The sequence below is a fragment of the Plantibacter cousiniae (nom. nud.) genome (genome assembly GCF_977070315.1).
In genome coordinates, this window is record NZ_CDRVEU010000010.1 from 167240 (window position 1) to 191241 (window position 24002).

Here is a 24002-nt window from a genome sequence, read left to right on the forward strand (position 1 = left end):
ACATGGACGTTCACCAACTGGCTCTGCTTGCTCGTCAGCCTTCTGCTGTGCTGGTCGAGCGCCGGTCTTTCTGGGGAATGCCCAAGCGCGGCCTCGCGCTGATTCTCGCCAATGCGATGTTCTGGCAGCCGCTGCTGGTTCAAGCCGAAGGCATCGTGGTCAGCGGCACGAATACCAGCCTGAATCAGGCCGGCAATGGCGTGCCTATCGTCAATATTGCCGCGCCCAATGCCAGCGGCCTGTCACACAACCAGTATCAGCAGTTCAACGTCGACAGCCAGGGCGTCATCCTCAACAACTCCACCAACCAGACCCAGAGCACTCAACTGGGCGGCATCATCGTCGGCAACTCCAACCTGCGCGGCACGGCGGCCACCACCATTCTCAACGAAGTGGTCGGGGCCAACGCCAGTCAGCTTAGAGGCTATACGGAAGTGGCCGGGCAGGCGGCACGTGTCATCGTCGCCAACCCCTACGGCATCAGTTGCAACGGCTGCGGTTTCATCAATACCCCGCAGGTCACGCTGACCACCGGCAAACCGGTGCTGGATGCCAACGGGCAGTTGCAGCGTTTCAATGTGCAGGGCGGCAGCATATCCATCGACGGTGTGGGGCTGAACGCAGACAACGTCGACCAGTTCGACATCATCACCCGTAGCGCGAAGATCAATGCCGAGATACACGCCAAGCGCCTCAACATCATTGCCGGTCGCAACGATGTCGACGCACAGACGCTGAACCCCACCGCCTTGCCTGACGACGGCAGCGCCAAACCGGAACTGGCCGTCGACAGCTCGGCGCTGGGCGGCATGTATGCCGGCGCTATCCGTCTGGTGGGCACCGAGGCGGGTGTCGGCGTCAGGCTGGCTGGCGATCTGGCGGCCAGTGGCGGAGATATCCAGCTTGATGCCAACGGCCACTTGAGCATGATGCAGACCGCTGCCAGCGGTGCTGTGGCGGTCAAGGCCAACAGTGCCGAGGTCAACGGGCCGGTTTATGCTGGGTCGTCACTGGGCATGACCACGGCAGGTGATCTCATCACCCGGCAGAACGTCGCTGCACGCGATGCACTGACACTTTCCGCAGGCGGTCAGATCAATAACACCGCGGTGATCGAGGCGGGCGTCAATGCAGACAACAGCCGCAACACATCGGGCGATGTGACGCTGTCTGCCAACGGTCTGAACAACAGCGGCAGCATCACCGCCAGCCGCGCCCTGCAAGCCAGCATCAGCCAGACCCTGAACAATCAGGGGGCTACACTGAACGGTCAGTCGAGCACACGCATCGTGGCTACTGCCATCGACAATCGTCAGTCAGGCCGAATTTTGAGCCAGGGCGGCACTGTCGATATCAACGCGTCTCAGGTGCTCAACAGCCAGAGCGGGCTGATCAGCAGCAATGGCACTATGACGATCACTGCGGGTTCGCTGGACAACAGCCAGCAAGGCAAGCTGTTCAGCAGCAGCGCTTTGTCCGCCCGTATTTCCGGGCCGTTGCTCAACCAGTTGGGGCTTATCAGCGCCAATGGCGATCTGCTGCTCAACGCGGCAAGCGTGGACAACCGCAGCGCGGAAATCTCCAGTCTCGGCAGCCTGACCTCGACCGTCAGCCAGTTCGACAACCGCGAAAAAGGCCGTCTGCTGGCCAACGGCGCGCTGCAGCTGACCTCTGACCACCTGAACAACCAGAACGGCTCGGTCGCCGGACAGCAAGGCGTACAGCTGAATCTGGGGCAACTGACCAACACCGGCAACGGCAGTGTCTACGGCAAAAGCAACCTGAATGTGGCCGTCAACGGCGCTTTGGGCAACGATCAGGGCGTGCTGCGCAGCGACAGCACACTGGCCGTGCGCGCGGCCTCTTTGAGTAACAATAGCGGCAGCTTGACCAGTGCCGGCACGGCTACCGTCAGCACAACGGGCGCAGTCGCCAACCGTGGCGGACAGATTCTGAGCGATGCGGGCCTGACGCTTTCCAGCGGCAGTTTGGATAACAGTCAGAGTGGTCGCATTGCCGGCAATGGCGTGGTGCTCAACACTGGCGCTTTTGACAACCATCAGGACGGCCGCGTCACCAGTACCGGCGCGTTTCAACTGAACGCCGGGCTGGTCAACAACAGCGACGCCGGTCGCATCGCCAGCGCCATGGCGCTTACTGCCGTGGTTACCGGCCTTGATCAGACCAACGACGGCCGGCTGTACAGCAACAGCGATGTCAGCCTGGACCTGAGCAATGGCCTGTTGACCAACCAGGGTGGCCAGATCACTGCGCCTGGTCAGTTGCTGCTGAAAAACCTCACGGCGGTCAATAATCAGAGCGGCAAGATTTCCAGCGCCAACAGCTTCACGCTGGCAGCCACTTCGCTGGACAACACCGACGGTTCGATACTCAGCGATAAAGCGCTCGTTGTGCGCATCAATCAGTTGCTGACCAACCTTCGCGGTCTGGTTTCTGCGACCGGTCTTGATCTGACAGCGGGCTCACTGAACAACCGCAATGGCGAAATATCCAGCCTTGGCAGTCTGACGGCCAACGTTGGCCAGCTCGATAACCGTGAAAAAGGCCGCCTGCTGGCCAGTGGCGCGCTGCTGTTGACTGCGGACGGCTTGAACAACCTGAACGGGATCGTTTCCGGTCAGCAGGGCGTGCAACTGAACCTGGGGCAATTGAACAATACCGCTGGGGGCAGCGTTTACGCTAAGGATGCGCTGAACCTGACGCTGGGCGGTGTGTTGCAAAACGATCAGGGCGTATTGCGCAGTGATGGCGCAATGGACCTCAAAGCAGCCGGTCTGGCCAACACCAACGGCAGTGTGAGCAGTGCCGGCACAGGTGCGCTCAATTTCAACGGTGCGGTGGTCAATCAGGGTGGACAGATAGTCAGCGATGCACAACTGACACTCACCAGTGGCAGCCTCGATAACAGCCGGAGCGGTCGTATTTCCGGTAAAGGTCTGGTGCTCGGTACTGGAGTCTTCGACAACCATCAGGACGGCCGCCTGACCAGTACCGGCGCACTCCAGCTCAATGCCGGGCTGGTCGACAACAGTGACGCCGGTCGTATTGCCAGCGCCATGGCTCTGACTGCCGTGGTTACGGGCCTCAATCAGACCAATGACGGGCGCTTGTACAGCAACAGCGATGTCAGCCTGGACATGAGCAATGGCCTGCTGAACAACCAGAGCGGGCAAATAACCGCTCCTGGTCAGCTGCTGCTGAGAAATCTGAATGTCGTCAATAACCAGAGCGGCAAGATCTCCAGCGCCAACGATTTCACGCTGGCAGCGACTTCATTGGACAACACAGACGGCTCGCTGGTCAGCGACAAAGCGTTGATCGTGCGTATCGCTAAGCTGCTGACCAACCTGCGCGGGCAGATCTCCGCCAACGGCGTCACCCTGAGCGCCGCAGCGTTGGATAACCGCAACGCCGAACTGTCCAGCCTGGGCAGCCTGACGGCCACCATAGGCCAGTTCGATAATCGCGAAAAAGGTCGCCTGCTGGCCAATGGCGCGCTGCTATTGACCGCGGGCGGCTTGAATAACCTGAACGGGATCGTTTCCGGGCAGCAGGGCGTGCAACTGAACCTGGGCCAACTGAACAATACCGGTGGGGGCAGCGTTTTTGCCAAAAGCAGTCTTGGTCTGACCGTCAGCGGGACACTGAAGAATGATCAGGGTGTGCTGCGCAGCGACGGTTCACTGACCGGGAGTGCAGCCTCGCTGGCCAACAGCGCGGGCAGCGTCAGCAGCGCCGGTGTTGCGTCGATCATTATCAATGACGGCGTTGTCAACCGGGGCGGGCAGATACTCAGCGACGCGCAACTGACACTCACCAGCGCCAGCCTCGATAACAGCCAGAGCGGGCGCATTGCCGGTAAAGGTCTGGTTCTCAGTACCGGAGCCTTCGACAACCATCAGGACGGCCGCCTGACCAGTACCGGTGCACTTCAGTTGAATGCCGGGCTGGTCAACAACAGCGACGCCGGGCGCATCGCCAGCGCCATGGCCCTGACTGCCGTGGTCACCGGCCTTGATCAGACCAACGACGGCCGGCTGTACAGCAACAGCGATGTCAGCCTGGACCTGAGCAATGGCCTGTTGACCAACCAAGGTGGCCTGATCAATGCGCCTGGCCAGTTGCTGCTGAAAAACCTGAACGTGGTCAACAACCAAGGCGGTGAAATCTCCAGTGCCAACGGTTTCACGCTGGCGGCCACTTCGTTGGACAACACCGAGGGTTCGCTGCTCAGCGACAAAGCGCTGATCGTGCGTGTCGATCAGTTGCTGACCAACCTGCGCGGCAAGATTTCCGCCAATGGCCTCAATCTGAGTGCTGCAACGCTGGACAACCGCAGCGCGGAAATTTCTAGTCTGAGCACCCTGACTGCCAACATCGGCCAGTTCGACAACAGCGCGAAAGGGCGTCTGCTGGCCAACGGCACAATGCTGCTGACAGCCGATAACCTGAATAACCAGAACGGCGTGGTTTCCGGACAGCAGGGCGTTCAGCTGAATCTGGGACAGCTGAACAACTCCGGCGCTGGCAGCGTTTATGCAAAAAACACACTGGGTCTGACTCTCACCGGGGCATCGAATAACGATCAGGGCGTACTGCGCAGTGACGGCACGCTGGACCTGAAAGCAGCTTCTCTGGCCAACACCGGCGGTCGAGTCACCAGCGCCGGTGCTGCCACATTGAAAGTCGATGCTGCCGTCGTCAACCAGGGCGGGCAGATCATCAGTGATGCAGGTCTGACGCTTTCCAGCGGCAGCCTGGATAACAGCCAGAGTGGTCGCATTGCGGGCAATGGCGTGGTGCTTACCACTGGCGCTTTCGACAACCATCAGGACGGCCGCCTGACCAGTACCGGCGCACTCCAGCTGAATGCCGGGCTGGTCAACAACAGTGACGCCGGTCGTATTGCCAGCGCCATGGCCCTGACCGCAGTGGTCACCGGCCTGAACCAGACCAACGATGGCCGGTTGTACGGCAACGGTGATGTCAGCCTGGACCTGAGCAACGGCCTGCTGACTAACCAAGGCGGCCTGATCAACGCGCCGGGCCAGTTACTGCTGAAAAACCTGAGCGTGGTCAACAACCAGAGCGGTGAAATCTCCAGTGCCAATGGCTTCACGCTGGCCGCGACCACGCTGGATAACACCGAAGGTTCGGTGATCAGCGACAAAGCCTTGATCGTGCGTGTCGCCCAGTTGCTGACCAACCTGCGCGGCCTGATTTCCGCCACCGGTGTCGAGCTGAGTGCCGCGACGCTGGACAACCGCAACGCGGAGCTCTCCAGCCTTGGAGAGCTGACCGCAACCGTCGGCCAGTTCGATAACAGTGGCAAGGGCCGTTTACTGGCCAATGGTGCGTTGCTGCTCAATGCCGACAGCCTGAACAACCAGAGCGCTGGTGCCGTTTCCGGCCAGCAGAGCGTGCAGTTGAACGTCGGGCAACTGATCAACACGGGCGGTGGCAGCGTCTATGCCAAAAACAGTCTGGGTCTGAAAGACACGGGCGTCCTCAGCAACGATCAAGGGACATTGCGCAGCGATGGCACGCTGGTGTTGAGCGCCACTTCTCTGGGCAATACTGCCGGTAGTATCACCAGCTCCGGCAACTCGTCCCTGACGGTCGATGGTGCCGTGGTGAACCGTGGCGGGCAGATTCTAAGTGATGCAACCCTGACGCTGACCAGCGCCAGCCTGGACAACAGCCAGAACGGTCGTATCGCCGGCAAGGGCGTGAAGCTCGTCACCGGTGCTTTTGACAACCAGCAAGGCGGCCGCCTGACCAGTACCGGAACCCTTCAGCTCGATGCCGGGTTGGTCAATAACAGTGACGCCGGTCGTATCGCCAGCGCCATGGCCCTGACTGCCGTGATCACCGGCCTGAACCAGACCAACGATGGCCGTCTGTACAGCAACAGCGATGTCAGCCTCGATTTAAGCACAGGCATGCTGAACAACGACGGCGGTCTGATTACCGCACCAGGCCAGTTGCTGCTGAAAAATCTCAATGCAGTCAGCAACCGCAGCGGTGAAATTTCCAGCGCCAACGGCTTCACTCTGGCCGCTACGTCGCTGGACAATACCGCTGGCTCGGTGCTCAGCGACAAAGCGCTGATCGTGCGTGTTGACCAACTGCTGACCAACCTGCGCGGTCTGGTGTCTGGCAACGGCATCGATCTGACGGCCAATGAGCTGAATAACAACAGTGGCAGCCTGAGCAGCGATGCCGACCTGCTGGTAAACGTCACTGGCCAGCTGTCGAGCCGCAGCGGCGAGCTGACCAGCGCCGGTAACACGACCCTGAATGCGCTGAGCCTCGATAACGCCGCTGGCCAGGTCATGGCTGACCGGTTCCTGAAACTGGTGATCACTGAAACCATCGACAATCAGGCCGGAACGCTGGGCGCAGGGCAGGGTATCGACATCGGTGCCGCGAGTCTGGACAACCGCCAGTCCGGTGTACTGGTCACAGATGGCCAACTGACTCTGAAACTGAGCGGAGCGCTGGACAATCGCGCGGGTGGCAGCCTGCAAGCCAAAGGCTTGATGGACCTGTCGAGCAAGACGCTGGACAACCGCGGCGGCCGTATTGCCGCGCAGAACCTGTTGATCGTGCATAGCGACAGCGTCGACAACCGTGGCGGTTCGATTCGTGCCGAGAAAGGCCTGCAGTTGTTCGTCGATGCCCTCGACAATAGCCAGACCGGCCTGAGCGCCACGCAAAAAGGCCTGATCAACAGCAATGCCGGTCTTGAACTGGTCGGCACGCATCTGGACAACCAGAACGGTCTGCTCAACGCCGCTGGCCTGATGCAGTTGCAGGTCGACAGCGTTGTCAACGGCAACGGTCGTATCGCCAGTCAGGCAGATATGGTCGCCAATATCGGCAGTCTGACCCAGCAGGGCGGCGAGCTGGTTGCGCAGGGCAATCTGACCCTGACCGGCAAAACCCTCGACAACCGGTCGGGCGGCCTGGTGGGCTCTACAAAAGCGCTGAAAATCGATGTTGCCGACATCGACAACAAGGCCGGTGAACTGTCCAGCCAGATCGGTGTGGACATCATTGGTCAGACGCTCGACAACAGTGACGGCGGCAAGGTCCTCGCCGGTACGGCGCTGGGGCTGAAAGTGGCGCGTGTGATCAACCTCAACAAAGGCCTATTGTTCGGTAACACCCTGCGTCTCGACGGTGCGCGGCTGGATAACGCAGGCGGTACGCTGGCCAGCCAGAAGGACATGAACATTGATGTGTCCGGTGCGCTGGACAACAGCGCTGGTCTGCTCAGCAGTGAAGCGGCGTTGACGATCAATGCCGCCTCGCTGCAAAACGCAGCAGGCAGCCTGTCCAGTGCCGATGCCTTGAGCGTCACCACCACCGGCGCTCTGGAGAACCAGGCGGGCTCCGTTACTACCGACGCCACGCTGACACTGACCAGCGCCAGTCTGAACAACAGTCAGGCGGGCAAACTGGCTGGCAAGGGCGCCACGCAGGTCACCACCGGCACGTTCGACAACAGCCAGGGCGGTCGCCTGACCAGCAGCGATACCCTGCAGTTGACGGCAGGCAAGGTCATTAACCAGAGCGCCGGACGTATTGCCAGTGCGCTGGCATTGACGGCCAGCGTCACCAGCCTCGACCAGCAGGGTGGTGAGCTGTTCAGCAACACCTCGCTGAGCCTCGACCTGAACAACGGCCAGTTGAACAATCAGGGCGGTTTGATCAACGCCCCCGGCGTGTTGCTGCTGAAGAATCTCAACGGCGTGGCCAACCAGAACGGCGAAATCTCCAGCGCAAAGGCCTTTACCCTGAACGCCAACAGTCTCGATAACAGTGGCGGCAAACTGCTCAGCAGTCAGGCTCTGACGCTGATCGTCAACAAGGCGCTGAGCAACGTCAAAGGTACGATTTCCGCTGCGGCCCTTAATACTCGCAGCGACAGCCTGGACAACACCGAAGGCTTGATAAGCAGCCGCGCAGCTCTGGACTTGATGGTCAATACCGCCCTGACCAACGTCAAGGGCACGCTGGTCGGCGACGCTGACATGACGCTGAACGCCGCGACCGTGGACAACCGCCTCGGCCAGATCGCCAGCAAACAGAACCTCAACGCACGGATCGGCAGCCTTCTACAGCAGAACGGCCAGATGCTTGCCCAAGGCACATTGACCTTGCGTGGCGACGCGCTGGACAACCGTCAGAACGGTTTCATCGGCGCAACCCAAGCCCTCGGTATCAATGTCACCAGCATCGATAATCGCGGCGGTGAACTGTCCAGTCAGGACGTGATTACCCTGACCGGCCAGCAACTGAACAACAGCGACAGCGGTCAGGTGCTGGCGCAGAAAGCCTTGAATCTGAACGTTGCGCAGATCACCAACCGAACCAACGGTCTGCTCTCCAGCCAAGGCGGCTTGACGCTGGTCGGTAGCACCCTGGACAACACCGGTGGTGCGCTCAGTGCCCTCAAAGCCTTGGGTATCGACCTGTCTGCAGCATTCGATAACACTCAAGGCCTGATCAGCAACGAAGATGTCCTGACGGTAAAGACCAGCAGTCTGACCAATACCGCAGGCAGCATTTCCAGCGCTGGAAAACTGACCCTCGACAGCACCGGGGCAATCAGCAACCAGGGCGGCAAGCTTTTGACCGACGGCGCACTGGACCTGAAAAGTGCCAGTCTTGATAACAGCCAGAAAGGCAACATCAGCGGCAAAGGCCTGCTGACCCTGAAGACCGGGGATTTCGACAACAGCCATAACGGTCGCGTCAGCAGTAGCAATCGCCTGGACTTGACGACCGCACGACTGACCAACAGCGATGGCGGCAGCATCGGCAGCAGCCAGGCACTGACCGCGAGTGTCAGCCGCCTGAGTCAGCAGGGCGGCAAGCTGTTCAGCAATACGTCCCTGAGCCTGGACCTGAACAACGGCCAGCTGGACAACCAGGGCGGTTTGATCAACGCGCCGGGCGCACTGCTGCTGAAAAACGTCAACGAGGTTCTAAACCAGAACGGCGAAATATCCAGCGCTCAGGCGTTCACCGTCAACGCGCAACAACTGGATAACAGCGGCGGCAAACTGCTCAGCAACCAATTGCTGACCCTGCGCATCGCCCGTGCGCTGACCAACGTCAAAGGCATGATCGCCGCAGCCGGTGTCGATGCCACCGCCAATACCCTCGATAACACAGGCGGTACACTGACCAGCCGCAACAACCTGGACCTGACGGTTACCGGTCTGCTCACCAACCGTGACAAAGGACTGATCAATGCTGCTCAGGCGCTCAAGGTGGGCACGGCCAGTCTCGATAACCAGAACGGCCAGGTGCTGGGCGGCACCAGCCTGATCCTCAACGCCACATCGATCAACAACATCGCCAAAGGCCTGATCAACAGTACCGGCACCCTGAACCTGACGGCGGGCAGCCTGGATGCTGGCAACAGCGGCGAAGTGTCGGCCACGCGTGACATGACTCTGGTCCTCAATGCACTGTCGCTCAATGGCGGACGCGTGATGGGCGACGCCGGTCTGTCCATCGACATGCAAGGCAACGACCTCAACAACCTCGGCGGTTTGATCACGGCAGACGGTTCGCTGACCCTTAACCGCATTCGCGACCTGAATAACCAGTCTGGGGAGGTCTCCAGCGCGCAGAGTTTCAGGTTCGATGGCCGCACCCTCAATAACAGTAGCGGCAAGCTGATCAGCAGCAACGTGCTGACAGTCAACGCGACCAACCTGCTCAACCAGAACGGCCTGATATCCGGCTGGCAGGGTCTGAACGTTTCCGGCAATCGACTCGATAACCGTACCAACGGCACCTTGTCCAGCCGCAATGGCAACCTCGTTACGACCCTGACCGGTGAATTGCTCAACGGCAGCAACGGTGCGTTGGTCAGCCAGAACACACTGAGCGTAACCGCTGACAGCCTCGACAACAGCGGCGGCATCCTCTCCAGCGGAACCGGCCAGACCCTGACCGTCGCGGGCCTGCTGAACAACAGCCAGAACGGCCTGATCGACAGTGGTGCAGGGCTGACCATCAACGCCGATGCCCTGAACAACGCGGCCGGTAACCTGACGGCGCAGCAGGGTTTCAGCTTCGAAGGCAGCAGCCTCGACAACAGCGTCGGTAACCTGAGCAGCAAGGCCGATATGACACTCGACCTGCTGGGCAGCCTGACCAACACCAGCGGCAAACTGGCCAGCGGCGGTAACTTGCTGTTGCGGCGCAGCGCGGCGATCAACAACCAGGCCGGGCAACTGATCAGCCAAAGCCTGATGACCCTCAATACGTCCGGGCAACTGGACAACCGTAACCGCGGCACTGTTGCTGCCAACAACACACTAAAAGTCGTCGCGGGTGGCAGTGTCCTCAACGATGCTGATGGCTTGATCTATAGCCAGAACGCCGATGCGCATTTGAATGCAGCGAGCCTCTCCAACGTTCGTGGCGCGGTCCAGAGCGTCGGCGCATTGGTTGTCGATGTCGCTGATACCGTCGACAACCAGAACGGCCGGATCATCGCCCAGGGCGGCGACCTGAACCTGACCGGCGCCAACCTCTACAGTCAGGGCGGAGTGCTGTCCAGCCTGCAAGGTCTGTTCACCGCGAAACTGGCCGGCGTGCTGAAAAATGGCTATGACGCCAACCGCCAGGGCGGTGTCATTCAGGCGCAACGCCTCAACCTGACCGCGCTGGGCGGCTTCGACAACTACGGCGGGCGAGTCTCCGCACGCACCGGCGAAGCGCTGATCACCACCCCGGGTTTCGACAACCGCAACGGCGGCCTGTACGCCAAAGGCCTGGTGCAGGTCAACGGTGGCAACTTCGACAACAGTGGCGACAACGACGGCCAGATCGCCGGTGGCCAGGTTGAGCTGAACCTGAGCGGCGCACTGAACAACCGCTTCGGCATCATCGAAAGTGACAGCACCCTGGCCGTGACCGCTGCCAGTTTGGACAACCAGACCGGACAACTGCGTGCGCTGGGCGGTGGCGGTGCCACAAACTTCCAGATCGGCAACCTGTTCGACAACCGCAACGGCACCCTGGAAAGCGCCAACAGCGATCTGACTCTCAACGCTGGCAACTTCCTCAATGGTGGCGGTTCGCTGCTGCATACGGGTAATGGCACGTTTAATATTTCTACGGTTAACGTCACCAATGCTGGCGGCAGCATTGTTACTCGCGGTGGTTTGACGCTTAGTGCCGATAGCTGGACCAACAGCAGCGTTATTCAGGCCGGGCGTCTGACGGTGAATGTCGGCACCTTGAATCAGACTGCGGGCGGGCAATTGCTGGCGTCGAATTCGTTTAGTGGGAGTGGCGGTAACTGGACGAATGATGGGTTGATTGCGAGTGATGGCGGGGTAGACATACGTATTGGCGGGACGTTTACCGGTAGTGGCAGGACTTCTAGTGTCGGTGGTATGTATCTGTCTGCTGGGCAACTGAATCTGAACGGCGCCTTGAGCATCACGAGTGGTGGTAACAGCGAAATCAATATTGGTGGCCAACTTACAAATAGCGGACGCCTGACCTCAGCAGGCGATTTAGTCGTGAATGCTGGCGGCATTGCCAACTACGGAACCCTAGGCGCCGCGCAAAACCTGACGCTTGCAGCGCCGTCCCTCACTAATGATCGAGGTTTGATTTTTAGCGGCGGCGATACAACGCTGAGTGTTAATAGCTTCACCAACCAGAACGGTGACCTTTACAGTCAGCGAGCGCTATTTATCAAAGGCTATGGTGGCGGAACTCAGGCTAATGATGTTTCGAATATATCCGGGTCAATAGAAAGTGGCGGGACCCTCACCATCAATTCAGGAAGCTTTACTAACCGTACCTCTGACGCAGGTGGCGCTCAAGGGTTTGCTGTAGGTCGTACGCTGGTTTCCGGATTTATCGCCGTACTTTGTAATGATTGCAGTGGCGATCATTACAATGTTGATTACATCGCTAGAGAGTTTTACGAGGGTGGGCAGGATAACGACACTTCTGCCTCCTCTCTGCTGACCGCTGGAGGCGATTTCGTTTTCAGAGGCGGTGATTTCCTCAACAGCAAAAGCACCATCAGCGCGACGGGAAACATCGACATTCAGGCCAATAGTGTCAAAAACCTGGGTGCTGTCAGTGGCAGTATCGAGCGCACACGTACCTATAATTCCGGCAGGGTAACGGACGGTACGGTCAACCGATTCATGCCTCAGGTCGTTGCCTATAACCAGCGCAATAACCCTGATTTTCCCTATGTTTATTATGTTGATGCGGCAGGTGGTTTGAGCTTGGGCATTGCCTCATCCGTGATGAAGCGTGAGCCAGGGCGCGATGGTGGCACGATTAAAACGGTTGTGGTCAATGATAAGGAAACCAAAGCAGCCGTTACCAACACCTTGACAGGTTATGGCTACGGCGGGACCAGCCCGCAGTCTCAATATGACCGTAACAATTTAGTTCAACTGCCTGCAGGTTTGGAAAGCTACGCACTTATCAGCGACGTTGAAGTCGCCAAAGACGGCAGCGGTAACGGCGGACGCAGTGCAGTCATTCAAGCGGGCGGAAACGTTTCCATCACTGCCAAACAGGACCTGCAAAATAGTGTCATCCACCAGGACTATGCAGGCAGCGCAGGCACCAGCAAGGTTCAGGACACGCGTACCTCCGGCACTGGCGCCACAGTTATCAGGATCAATGCCCAGCTCCCCCCAGACCTGGCCCAACAACAAGTCAACCCGTTAAGCCTGCCAGGCTTCAGCCTGCCCACCGGCCAGAACGGACTGTTCCGTCTGAGCGGCCAGACCGGCACCGCAGCCGCTGTCGCCCAACCCGTCGGCCTGCCACAAAGCTGGACCATGGGCGGCGCGGCCGTATCCGTCGCGCAACGCGAGCATACCGTTTCCGATGCGCAGGCAAGCACCATCCAGATCGGCTCGGTAGGCCAGATATCCAACGCCACCCGCCAGCTTGCTTCGGTGATACGACAAGGTGCTGGTGTGAGCGCCAACGCATCCTCCTTCGACGCCAGCGCACCAGGTGCCGCGCCCATAGGCGGATTTGTACTACCCGGTCATACCTCTGATTCCGTAGGTGTCACCAGTGTCGACAGCGTTACAGGCATTGCAACTGGCAATCAGGGTAGCGGCGCTTTGCTGCCTGTTCAGAACGCTGGCTCTACATCTGGCATTCCGCTCATCACTGCCGTTTCTTCCGGCAGCTCGGCTGCTCAGAATGCCGGAATGGTGCAAGGCGCTCAGGTCAACAAGGCCGGTCAGGTTGTAAATGGGACTCAGGGTAACCCGCTCAGTGCGGTCAATCAGGCTCCAACAGGTGCCCAGTCAGGCGCGACTGCCGCCGTTACCCAGGTTGTCGTAAATACTCAAGGTGGTCCGGTTATTGCCGCTGTTCGCGACCCTGTTGCTGCTCAGGGCAGCCCTGTCACTGCCGCTGTTCCGAGCACGGTGGTTACGCAGAATAGCCCCGTGAGCGTCTCCAGTACTCAGCCCGCCATAGTGGCGCAAGCCAGTGCAATCACGCCGCTCGTGTCTGCCGCAGCACAAACCGTTACCCGAGTGCAGGGCCTGCCCAGCAGTTCGTTTGTTTCCAAACCGCAAAAATACCTGATCGAAACCAACCCGGTCCTCACCGAACTCAAGCAGTTCATGAGCTCGGATTACCTGCTCGCAGGTCTGGGCTACGACCCGGAAGTCAGCGCCAAGCGCTTGGGCGACGGCTTGTATGAACAACGCCTCGTTCAGCAGGCAGTCGTGGCCCGTACCGGTCAGGCGTTCATTGACGGGCAAACCTCCAACGAGGCGCAGTTCAAGTACCTGATGAACAACGCCATCGCCAGCAAACAGCAGCTGAACCTGGCTGTCGGCGTATCGCTGAGTTCACAACAGGTCGCAGCGCTGACCCACGACATCGTCTGGCTCGAAGAGCATGAAGTGAATGGCGAGAAAGTGCTGGTGCCGGTGTTGTATCTGGCTCAGGCTGACAATCGCCTTGGTCCGACCGGGGCATTGATTGCGGGTAACGACGTCTCACTGATCGCAGGCCAGAACCTCGACAACGTCGGTACCTTGCACGCCGCCAACAATCTCTCGGCGGTCGCAGGTAACAACCTGATCAACACCGGTCTGATAGAAGCCGGCAACCGGCTCGATCTGCTCGCGGGTAATGATCTGATCAACACCGCTGGCGGCATCATCAAAGGTCGCGATGTATCACTGACCTCGATCAATGGCGATGTGATCAACGAACGCAGCGTCACCTCGATGGACAACAGTGCACGCGGTCAGCGCCACAACGAGTTCGCCGACAGCGCCGCGCGCATCGAAGCTGCCAACGACATGAGCATTTCGGCAGGCCGCGACGTCATCAACAAAGGCAGCGTGCTGGAAAGCGGTCGTGACATGAGCATCCAGGCCGGACGTGACGTCACCATCGCCCCGACCGAAGTCACCAACAGCCTGTTCTCGGACAGTAAACACAACAGCAGCGACATTACCCAACTGGGCTCCACCGCCAGTTCCGGGCGCGACCTGACCGTTCAGGCCGGACGCGACATCTCCGTCATTGCCAGCCAGATCGACGCCAAACGCGACATCGCCATGGCAGCGACCGAAAACCTCACCATCAGCTCTGCGGCGGACGAAGAGCACTCCCTGTCCAAAAGCAAAAAACTGACCCGTCAGGAAGACCACGTCAGCCAGGTTGCCGCCGATCTTGAAGCGGGAGGCAGCGTTGCCTTGCAGGCTGGCCAGAACCTCGCCGTGATTTCTAGCCGTATTACGGCCGGTAAGGAGGCGTATCTGGTAGCCGGTGAGAATCTGGATATTTTGGCTGCGCAGGACAGTGATTATTCGCTGTATGACAAAAAGAAGAAGGGGAGTTTTGGGGCGAAGAAAACCAAGCGTGACGAAATCACTGATGTGAAAAACATCGGCAGTGAAATTACCACGGGTGGTGATTTGCTGCTGTCGAGTGGGGGAGATCAGAAGTACCAAGCTGCGAAGCTGGAGAGTGGCAAGGACCTGACGATTGAAAGTGGTGGTGCGGTTACGTTTGAGGGCGTGAAGGACTCGCATCAGGAGAGTCACGAGAAGAGTGACAACAACGCCTTTTGGGTTTCCTCCAAAGGTAAAGGTAATACCGACGAGACCTTACGCCAGAGCGAACTGGTTGCCGCCGGTGAAGTAACCATTAAAGCCGTCAATGGATTGCAGATCGATATCAGGCAGGTTGATCAGCAAACGGTCACCCAGAGCATCGATGCAATGGTCAAAGCCGATCCACAACTGGCCTGGCTCAAGGATGCTGAAAAACGCGGTGACGTGGACTGGCGGCAAGTGAAGGAGATTCACGACTCCTTCAAGTACAGCAACTCGGGCCTTGGTCCAGCCTCGCAAATTATCATCGCGATTATCATGGCTGCTGTTGTGGGGCCTATGGCAATGGGCGCGGTAGGTGCATCCACAGGGGCAGCAGTCACGGCAGGTACTATGGGTGCCAACACTGCAGCGTTCCTCTCTGCGGGCGCAGGTGCTGTTGCAGCGGGTGCCGCTACCAACGCAACGGTCAGCGTTATTAATAACCGTGGAAACCTTGGGGCGGTATTTAAAGATGTAACTTCTTCCGATGCCATAAAAGGGTATGTCATCTCGGGAGTGACGGCGGGTCTGACGGCTGCGTACTTTGATGGTTTGACGGGTACGCATAGTGATATCGCTTCCGGGAAAATCATTGGCCCAGAGCTCTCTACCTTGACTGGCGTTGGACAATTCGCCGCGAATCAGATTCTCCAAAATGGAACCTCAGCCATTTTGGGTAAGGCGCTGGGTACGGGTGGAAGCGGCAGTGATGCACTCAAAACCGCGCTATTCAATACCTTGGCGGCGGCGAGTTTCAATGCAGTGGGCGACTATACCCGCGGCACATTCGCGGATGGCACGCCTTCCAAGGTCATTATTCACGCGATGGTAGGCGGTCTGCTTTCAAAGGCCACAGGCGGAGATTTCAGGACGGGTGCCTTGGCCGCAGGTGCCAATGAAGCATTGGTCGTACACCTGAATGGTCTAGTCAATGGTAATGAAACCTTACTGACCATGAGTTCTCAGATAGTAGGCGCTCTGGCTGCTGCGACTCAGAAAGACGCTTACGCCAGCTCGATTGAAAAGGGTAGCTGGATAGCCAAAAACTCTACGCAATACAATTTCTTGAATGACCATGACACCAAGGAAAGAAACAGCGCACGAGAGGCTTACGAAAAAGATCAGGGGATTGACGCTGCGAGAAAACTGGTATCACTCGAGAAGTCGGATCAGCGCAGCAATAATCTGCTGGACGCTTACAAAACCAACCCCGAGTCTTTGACCAAGGCCGATCTTTCGGAGCTGCAAGCCTACCTTCAGGTATACGCTTACGAATTGACGAAAAGTGTCGGCCAAGAGCAAGCACAGGCTAGGCTGACGAGTCTTCTGCAAAGCACGACGCCTGCCACGCAGGGTTATTCATACGCAGGCACGACCGAAGCCAAAAACGCCTACAGCGACGCTGCTCGAGCTGAGCTTGATGGCGTATTCGCCCAGTTGAGCTGGTCCCGGACAAAGACTGCCGAGGAGCAGATCTACGCTAACGCAAAAGGCACTCTGCTGGTCAACAATGAGCAGCAAGGGTTGGCTAATATTGGCGGCCCTGCTATATATGCCTTGTCAGGGCCGTTGGGTATTGGAATCCGGGGCATTGCTGCGATCAATGGCGCTGCGCAATTCAAATATGGCGTAGGGCAGGCGGTCGATGGCGATACGTGGAATGCGGTAGGCAACATGGTGGTCGGTTCCCTCGAAATGATGGGGGGCCTGAGTGCAAAAGCAGCGGTAGGTGGGCAAAGGAGCGAGCCATTAGGACAAGGTGCAAAAGGCAAAACCGCATTAAATGAACCAAACTCTCGGCCTGTTGCGGAAAATGGCGGTGCGCCGTCAACACAAACTGAAACTTATTTCAGGGTTGAATCAGGTGGTTCAGGATTCCAGACTAGTCAAAATCGAATTACTGTGAAATCTGATGGGACGGTATCGATTGACTCTGGATGCAGTGGTCAGTTATGTGTCAGTACAAATGGCCCCAGCCATGCTGCTTATTATCTGTCTAATAAAAGGCCTGACGGTAACGTGGTTGTTTTTGAGGTTGATCAATCGTTGCACCAGAAAATTATGTCCGAAGCTATTGATCAACGACCTCTGCCCGGTCAGATAAGGAACCCTAACGCCCCCAAGATTGTGGATCCAAATCAAGGGAAGCCAAGTGTTTCACTAGAACTCCCGAAAGTATGGGATTCCTTGCTTGAGAAACACTCATCAAATGCACGAGTATTGACGCAGGAGGAGTTTTTTCATGAGTTTGGACGCTAAGCTTAGCTCATTAGAAAGTGAGCTGTTTGAAGGGCGCAAATCAATTGCCCTGTTTGTTTTGAAAGAGCAGCATTATTACGTTGTGGATGATAAGTCCAATTACTGTATCGATGTCCGGCCGGATTATTTGTCGTATATTGAAACAGGCCGGCTAAAGCAGGAAGATTATGAAAAAGCTCTTGGGCTCTTTCGGGGTGGGATCTCAGTTCTAGGAGCTCATAATTTTTATCAGTACATCGATAGTGCCGAAGCAGAAGTGATAAGTTTTACGATGATGCGCGATTTCTTTTTCAAAGGCTTAACTTTGGAAAGTGCCAAGAGTTTTTATAAGGATGTAGAGCGGTTCTTGTCTTATGGAGGAGAAATGGAATTGCGAAAATGGAATTTTTTGCGTATGAAATTGCCGAGCTTTTACGTAAATTTCGACCGTGGGATTTACCGACATACCGACTATGGTCGGTTGCATGAGGAATTGGCGTTGCCAAAGACACTGTGGGATGCTCGTTGTAGTAGCGATTTTGGATTGCTTATCCCTGACGATGTTCAATACTGGATCGTAGATAGAATGAATTTTTTTAAGCTTTATGGCGGTTAAAATATTCAAGTGGAAAGGGTTTGGTTTTATTTAATTAAAGCATTTGCGTTCTAAATAAAACTGTTTCGCTTTTTTATTCGTTTTGGGGCTGATTTGATAGAACCATTTCGGTAAGCGGAATAAAATGGTGCAAAAGAGGCAGATGCGGCTGGAAAGGTAGTAGACGCTATTCCGGCAACATCTCCACTTCCAGCATCTGCATTACCGATAAATCCCACCAAATGTGCTCCGTTGACAGTGCTAGAGAAGCACTATAGCGCTAAGTTTAGCAGTGTGTCTTCACTCGAGACTATCACCCAACACATGGCCGGTGGCGGGGACGGCGCGCGCGGGATTGTGTTGGGTTCCTATGGTCGAGGTCAGCCAGACCATGTATTCAAAGTAGTTAATAAGAATGGGGTTATCTGATATCTAGATGGGCAAAATGGGAGGCCAACTAATATGAATAATTTTAAGACGCTACAGTTGCTGAGAACTAATAATCACCTATGAGAGTGCGCTGGAACGAGCTAATGCGTATTTAAAAGACTCAGATATTCCTCTGCAGTTAACGCATGAGGAAGAGTGTTCTGCGGGGTGGTTCTTTTGCTATCAATCTAAAGAGTATTTAGAAATACGGAGTTTTTCGGCTCAGCTGGCTGGAAATGGACCGTTACTAATTGATAAGGAAACAGGAGAGCTTCATGTTCTAGGGGCTGTCAAGCCTTTAGAAGAATGTCTAGATCAATATGTGATGAGCAAGTTAAAAAGATAAGGTTGATTTGTTTGTGAAAAGGGCACGGTTGATCTCAATGCACAGGCCCCAATTTCTGTAAGTAAAATAACTGCGTCGATTGATTTTGATTGTCATATTATAGCCAAATGGCAATGTCGTTGGCGGACATTCAACCGCGACGGGTGATGTTAAGATGATCCTTGGCCCAGCCTCTATAGCGAATGCGCAAGGTGTTTATAATGCTAAAATCCAGGTGGGAGATCCAGTCAATCCAGGATAGTTTTTGCCCAAGACGAACAATGGCGGTATGTCTACAATATTTCCAGGCTCTTGGACCGCAGATCGAATAAAAGTTGAAGTGGACGGAGCCTTTCAGAACAAGAAAATTGTGGGTAACAAATGGACGGGAACCAGACCTAGTGGCGTCCAAGTCGAGGGATATATAAGTCCGAAAACTGCTGTATATCCAAAGCTTTAGGGGGGGTAAAATGAAATTTCATTTTTCATGGGAGGAGTCTGCTGGAGCTCTTTCACCGAGTGTTAGTTCAAGTATTGTCAACAAAGACGGCGTCAGCCCACTTGCTTGTCTCCTAACTGATGATGGAGGGCAACTGTTTTTAGACACCGTGCCGTGGTTGGATGAAGGTGTTGAGCGAATAAGATCTGTTAAAGGTTCTAAGATTAAATTTTCAGATTGGAGTCGCGATGCTTGGGGGGCTGAGTTAACTAAGGGGCAGGTAAGAATTTATTCGCTCTATGATGAAAATTACTTTGAGCTAATTAATATCGACTCGTTTGAGGGGGCGCTATTGGCGTGGTTGAATTTTATTCAACTGAAACCAGAGGTAGGAGTGACTCAGGAAGTTGAAATCTAAACTACCATTTGGTGAAGTTGGAGAGTTGGTGCAAAAGCAACTGGCGGGGCGGTAGACCGTGCTACTACTGGGATTGAGTGGGGCAAGGGTATTCAAGGTCAAGGAATGCCTTGGGAGGATTACCTTGGGACGCAACTGCCAGCAGGCTCTCGACTACCGCCTCACTTCAAAACGTTTGACTTTTTTGACGAAACCACTGGTATAGCGACCAGCGTCAAGACACTTGATACGACGACTGCTGCCAAACTTGCTAATCCGAGCCAAGTATATTCATCGCTCAAAGGAAATATTGATGCCGCTGCTAATTTTTCTGAATCTGGCTTGAAAGGTGTGACAGTTACTTCAAGTCAAATTACCACTCGCGAATTACAAGTTGCCATTCCTGAAGCCACGACTAGCGCTCAATGGGAACAAATCAATAGAGTCATTGAATATGGTCAGAGCAAAGGCATTACGTTAAAAATTACCAAGGTGAAATAAGATGAACGATGTCGTGAAAACAACCTGGGCGGATGCAGGAGTCAATAAGGAATTCATTTACGTTAAAACTTATTCTGGCTATCGGAGTAGTCGAGCTGATCCACAGGGTGTCGAGCATCACGCCAGCCCTGAAATCAGTGATCAAGAGTTAGGTGTTGTGGTATTGGATGCGTTGGCCCATAGCCGATTTGTGCTTCCCGAGCCGCGTAAGGATGTTTGGATTCATCCTGAAGCTACGTTTGATATGGATTTATATGACCACGACTTGACCAGTCAACGATATGATCAATGGGTTAGCAGTACTTTGGAGCGCTATAGCTACAAGAATAAGCTTGCATTATTTAAAGATATGAAAAAATGCAGTATCGAAAGTAAGGGAGACCAGATAACTATTCGTCCTAGCCATCACGAAAAGCTAGAAGCCTGGAGTGGTAAGGGACTAAGTGAGAGTGACTATGTCATTATCCCCAGCGGTAGTAGTCCTTCCGATGTAGGTGCGGCCTTACGCTTGGCTTTTAGTCGGTGCACCTAATGTGTAGAGGTTTCGAGTTGATCTGACACCGGCCTCGTGCCGGTGTTGTTTTATCCGCTTACTGCAAAACCTCCCGTCCTTCGCTGCTCGCTTTAGTTGTGGCCTGAGCGATCAGGGCATCAAGCATCTGCGCAACGAATTTCTGTACCTGGCACAGGCCGACAATCGCCTAGGCCCGACCGGGGCTTTGATTGCGGGTAACGACGTCTCACTGATCGCCGGCCAGAACCTCGACAACGTCGGTACCTTGCACGCCGCCAACAATCTCTCGGCAGTCGCAGGCAACAACCTGATCAACACCGGCCTGATAGAGGCCGGCAACCGGCTCGATCTGCTCGCGGGCAATGACCTGATCAACACCGCTGGCGGCATCATCAAAGGTCGCGATGTTTCACTGACCGCGATCAACGGCGACGTGATCAACGAACGCAGCATCACCTCGATGGACAACAGCGCGCGCGGTCAGCGACATAACGAGTTCGCCGACAGTGCCGCGCGCATCGAAGCCGCCAACGACATGAGCCTCTCGGCAGGCCGCGACGTCATCAACAAAGGCAGCGTGCTGGAAAGCGGTCGTGACATGAGCATCCAGGCAGGACGCGACGTCACCATCGCCCCGACCGAAGTCACCAACAGCCTGTTCAGTGACAGCAAACACAACAGCAGCGACATCACCCAACTGGGTTCCACCGCCAGTTCCGGACGCGACCTGACCGTTCAGGCCGGACGCGACATCTCCGTCATCGCCAGCCAGATCGACGCCAAACGCGACATCGCCATGGCCGCGACCGAAAACCTCACCATCAGCTCTGCGGCAGACGAAGAACACTCCCTGTCCAAAAGCAAGAAACTGACCCGCCAGGAAGACCACGTCAGCCAGGTTGCCGCCGATCTTGAAGCGGGAGGCAGCGTTGCCTTGCAGGCTGGCCAGAACCTCGCCGTGATCTCCAGCCGTATTACAGCGGGTAAAGAGGCGTACCTGGTTGCCGGTGAAAACCTGGACATCTTGGCTGCGCAGGACAGTGATTATTCGCTGTATGACAAAAAGAAGAAGGGGAGTTTTGGGGCTAAGAAAACCAAGCGTGACGAAATCACTGATGTGAAAAACATTGGTAGTGAAATCACCACCGGTGGAGATCTTTTGCTGGCGAGCGGGGGCGATCAGAAGTATCAAGCTGCGAAGCTGGAGAGCGGTAAGGACCTGACGATTCAAAGTGGTGGTGCAGTTACGTTTGAGGGCGTGAAGGACCTGCACGACGAAAGTCATACTAAAAGTAATAATGACGCTTTCTGGACCTCTTCGAAGGGCAAAGGCAATACAGACGAAACACTTCGTCAGACGCAAATGTCTGCTGAAGGAAGCATTGCGATTAAGGCTGTTAATGGGCTGACAATCGACGTCAAGCAGATAGACCAACAGACGGTTAGCCAATCTATTGATGCGATGGTCAAGGCCGATCCACAAATGGCCTGGTTAAAACAGGCTGAGGCGAGAGGCGATGTGGATTGGCGACTCGTGAAGGAGGTTCATGAGTCATTTAAGTATCAAAGCTCCGGATTAGGCCCCGCTTCGCAATTGATCATTGCAATTGCCTTGGCAGCTGTAATGGGGCCAATGATGGCCGGTATGAACTCGATGTTACAGGCTGGCGCTATCAGTGTCGCGACAAAGGCCACCGTCAGTACGGTTGACAATAGAGGCAACCTCGGAAAAGTTCTGAAAGACGTCACATCAAAGGACAGCATTAAAGGCTATGCGGTGGCAGTTGCGACGGCGGGCGTGGCCGATGGTCTTGGATACAATCCGAGTGAGTTAGGGCTCGATTCTGCAAGCGCAAAAACCATTGCCGTAAAGATAACGGCTGACGCAGTAATCAAAACAGCCGTCTACGGCGGGAGCTTTGCGGACAACCTGGCCAGTTCGGCAGTGGCCACCGCGGCCAGCATTGGTGGCGCCAAGGGGGCGGTGGCTATAGGAGATATTGGGTTAACTGACGGAAGCATTACCAAGATTCTCTTGCACGCAGGCCTCGGTGGACTTCTAGCTGAAGCCATGGGCGGTGATTTCCGCGCCGGAGCTATTGCCGGTGGTGCAAACGACGTGTTGGTTGGATTGCTGGGGGATAAGTTACTTCCGTCAAACCTTGTCAAGGGAACGCCCGAGTATGAGCAGGCGCAGGCCAACCTTCTTGCTTTGTCGCAAATCGTCGGCGTAATAGGCGCTGCCGCTGGGAATTCAGATGTCAGCGTCTCTGCTGCCGTATCCGCTAATGCTACCCAGTACAACTGGTTATCACACGCTGAGATTCGGGATGCTGATAAGGCTCGGGCTGCCTGTGCGACGGCTGGTGTTGACGTTGGTGCTTGCCAAGCGAATGTCACTCGTGCAACGGATGAACTGGACAAGGCACGAGACTATGAACTGAAAGAGCGTAAACGTGCAATTCAGCTCCAATCTTTTAAAGATGGCGGCTGGACTCTGGGCGAATACAACAAGGCTTTGTTTGACGACTATTTTGCCAGCAAAGGCGTAGATCAGAGTCAGGTCACGTTTGACGGGTACGCTCCTGCAAAAAACGTTGGGCTATATGCTTTCCGAACGGGGCCTTGGCAGTGTCAATCAGGCCTTCGAATGGCCTACTAAGGCTGCTGCCAGCGCCGTAAATTTTGCCAGTCACCCGTACGACACGGTGGTAGGGATTGGTCAAAATATCTGGTCCGCAGCAAGCTCTGTGGTGGATTGGGCAACCAGCCCTATACTGGCTCAAGGACTTGAGCGTGCAGGGGATAAATTACTGGCGCAATCCGACCAGCAGGCAGGTGGGTTGATATTTGACGTCGCCAGTGGTTTGATCACCGCAGAAATTGGTGGGTTTGCGGTCAAGTGGGTTGGAGGGAAATGGGTTCAGTTTGGAGGTGGTGCAAAAGCTACCGTGGAGGTGCCAGCAAACCAGCCAGTTTCAAAACCGCCGTATCCTGTGTCGCAGGCAGATGGTGATTTTGGTTACTTAAATCAACCGGGGCCGAGTAAGCCAGCAGCCTTTTTTGATACACAGGCTTCAGCCAAAGCTTTTATCGATAACGGAAGGATTAATATTTCGGATTTAGAGCGATTGGTACCACCCGGGACTCCAAATAGTTTCCAGTCTTCGGCTACGATTGCAGCTGGTAGTAAGTTTCAGTATAAAGTCAATGGCCAGAATATCGAAGTGAAATGGCATGCGCCTGATGCAAACGCTGCTGAAAGATTTCCTGGTTCTAATTCGGGCTCTGGATGGACGGCACAACTAAAAGTAGGAGGTAAACTGCTGGGGCAAGACGGCTTGCTGTATAGAAAACCCTCCAATTCTACGCATATACCAGTGGATTTCTAGAC

The 24002-nt window shown here is 55.8% G+C and carries 10 protein-coding genes; all 10 read left to right on the forward strand.

Annotated elements, in window-relative coordinates:
* The first annotated feature begins 2 nt into the window (after positions 1–2).
* The 10 genes from ACW55A_RS19345 (at position 3) to ACW55A_RS19390 (ending at position 24000) form a co-directional block, all read left to right on the forward strand.
* Positions 3–17429: a two-partner secretion domain-containing protein gene (locus tag ACW55A_RS19345; RefSeq protein ID WP_498811137.1), complete on the forward strand. Its 17427-nt coding sequence runs from the start codon at positions 3–5 to the stop codon at positions 17427–17429.
* Positions 17413–18024 (forward strand): hypothetical protein, encoded by a 612-nt coding sequence (locus ACW55A_RS19350; RefSeq protein WP_498811138.1) that lies wholly within the window; start codon positions 17413–17415, stop codon positions 18022–18024. The genes ACW55A_RS19345 and ACW55A_RS19350 overlap by 17 nt, the downstream gene beginning before the upstream one ends.
* A gap of 237 nt (positions 18025–18261) precedes the next feature.
* The gene (locus ACW55A_RS19355; protein WP_498811244.1) at positions 18262–18432 is read left to right on the forward strand and encodes a toxin glutamine deamidase domain-containing protein; all 171 of its coding nucleotides are present in this window, start codon (positions 18262–18264) and stop codon (positions 18430–18432) included.
* 91 nt (positions 18433–18523) lie between these two features.
* Positions 18524–18778, forward strand: a complete 255-nt coding sequence (locus tag ACW55A_RS19360) for a YrhB domain-containing protein (RefSeq protein ID WP_498811245.1) — start codon at positions 18524–18526, stop codon at positions 18776–18778.
* A gap of 268 nt (positions 18779–19046) precedes the next feature.
* Positions 19047–19217, forward strand: coding sequence for an EndoU domain-containing protein (locus ACW55A_RS19365; protein ID WP_232922996.1), 171 nt, complete (start codon positions 19047–19049; stop codon positions 19215–19217).
* A gap of 10 nt (positions 19218–19227) precedes the next feature.
* Positions 19228–19614, forward strand: a complete 387-nt coding sequence (locus ACW55A_RS19370) for a hypothetical protein (RefSeq protein WP_003429561.1) — start codon at positions 19228–19230, stop codon at positions 19612–19614.
* A 105-nt stretch (positions 19615–19719) separates the two neighbouring features.
* Positions 19720–20094, forward strand: a complete 375-nt coding sequence (locus ACW55A_RS19375) for an endonuclease toxin domain-containing protein (protein ID WP_032632172.1) — start codon at positions 19720–19722, stop codon at positions 20092–20094.
* A gap of 1 nt (position 20095) precedes the next feature.
* On the forward strand, positions 20096–20626 hold the full coding sequence (locus ACW55A_RS19380; protein WP_003425638.1) for a contact-dependent growth inhibition system immunity protein: 531 nt from the start codon (positions 20096–20098) through the stop codon (positions 20624–20626).
* A 187-nt stretch (positions 20627–20813) separates the two neighbouring features.
* Entirely contained in the window at positions 20814–23270 is a 2457-nt protein-coding gene (locus ACW55A_RS19385) for a DUF637 domain-containing protein (RefSeq protein ID WP_498811139.1), read from the forward strand.
* The gene (locus ACW55A_RS19390) at positions 23215–24000 is read left to right on the forward strand and encodes a hypothetical protein (protein ID WP_455808678.1); all 786 of its coding nucleotides are present in this window, start codon (positions 23215–23217) and stop codon (positions 23998–24000) included. Before ACW55A_RS19385 ends, ACW55A_RS19390 begins: the two co-directional genes overlap by 56 nt.
* Positions 24001–24002: the final 2 nt, after the last annotated feature.

Excerpts from the sequence above, each read along its gene's own strand:
- ACW55A_RS19345 (WP_498811137.1), top strand. The coding sequence starts at position 3 with ATGGACGTTCACCAACTGGCTCTGCTTGCTCGTCAGCCTTCTGCTGTG.
- ACW55A_RS19350 (WP_498811138.1), top strand. The coding sequence starts at position 17,413 with ATGAGTTTGGACGCTAAGCTTAGCTCATTAGAAAGTGAGCTGTTTGAA.
- ACW55A_RS19390 (WP_455808678.1), top strand. The coding sequence starts at position 23,215 with ATGCTTTCCGAACGGGGCCTTGGCAGTGTCAATCAGGCCTTCGAATGG.
- ACW55A_RS19380 (WP_003425638.1), top strand. The coding sequence starts at position 20,096 with ATGAACGATGTCGTGAAAACAACCTGGGCGGATGCAGGAGTCAATAAG.
- ACW55A_RS19375 (WP_032632172.1), top strand. The coding sequence starts at position 19,720 with ATGCCTTGGGAGGATTACCTTGGGACGCAACTGCCAGCAGGCTCTCGA.
- ACW55A_RS19370 (WP_003429561.1), top strand. The coding sequence starts at position 19,228 with ATGAAATTTCATTTTTCATGGGAGGAGTCTGCTGGAGCTCTTTCACCG.
- ACW55A_RS19365 (WP_232922996.1), top strand. The coding sequence starts at position 19,047 with ATGTCTACAATATTTCCAGGCTCTTGGACCGCAGATCGAATAAAAGTT.